The organism is Streptomyces sp. HD (assembly GCF_028369295.1).
Classification (GTDB): domain Bacteria; phylum Actinomycetota; class Actinomycetes; order Streptomycetales; family Streptomycetaceae; genus Streptomyces.
Window position 1 is genome coordinate 1 of sequence record NZ_JAQMYP010000164.1, and the last position, 763, is coordinate 763.

General features: G+C 68.4%; 2 protein-coding genes. Both read left to right on the forward strand.

The window, feature by feature from the left end:
* Nucleotides 1-149: 149 nt before the first annotated feature.
* Entirely contained in the window at nucleotides 150-410 is a 261-nt protein-coding gene (locus tag POF73_RS45810) for a hypothetical protein (protein WP_272125481.1), read from the forward strand.
* A gap of 83 nt (nucleotides 411-493) precedes the next feature.
* Nucleotides 494-763, forward strand: a 270-nt coding sequence (locus tag POF73_RS45815) for a hypothetical protein (protein ID WP_272125482.1), incomplete at its 3' end; no start/stop codon positions are given.

The window sequence follows — 763 nt, forward strand, 5'->3', positions numbered from 1 at the left end:
TTCTCCTGCCGACGCCACCCGCCGTGAGCGTCGAGACGGGAGCCGCTGATGACGCAGACCGCTTCCAGCCGGGGGTGGGTATGCGGCGACGGCCGTCGCGCCCACCTCCGCCCCTGATGCGCGCCGTCCTGAATGAGCAAGGGGTCACCATGAAGGCACCGGAACTGCCGTCGGCCGGGCACGCGGAGGTTCGTATCGTCGCCGCGGACCCGGAGGCGGCTCGCCATGTCGCGGAGATTCTCCGCCGTTGTTTCACCGCCACCGAAGCGCGCAGCTACCCCGCAGGCGCCGACGGCGGAACACGCCTCCACCTCACCGTGGACACCACCCGCATGGCGGAGCCGGTGCGCTCCTGGCTGCTGACCAGCCAGTCCTCCCCAGACAATCACACACAGCCGGACGAAATCTGAGGAGATGCCCCTCAGCGGGGGAAGGTGGATACCGCCCCAGACCTACGGGTTCTCGTCGGTGCCGGCACGAGAGGCAGGCGACCATGGCGACACTGCACCAACGGCGGCACTACCGCGAGGCGATCATGAAAAGCCTGTACGAGGCCATGGAAGGCAATCGCCTCCTCGGCCTCACCGGGGCGCAGCTGCGCGAGCACGTCGCCATGCCCGAGGAGGACCTGGCCGCCGCCTGCACATACCTGGCGGCCGAGGGACTGATCCAGGTCGACTGGGCGCGAGGAAACACACCCGCGATGGTCACACTGCAGCACAAGGGGATCCAGCTCATGGAGTCCGAGGAGAAGGACGGTGAC

Bases quoted from the DNA above. Each gene is read 5' to 3' on its own strand.
- POF73_RS45810 (WP_272125481.1), top strand. From the start codon at position 150: ATGAAGGCACCGGAACTGCCGTCGGCCGGGCACGCGGAGGTTCGTATC.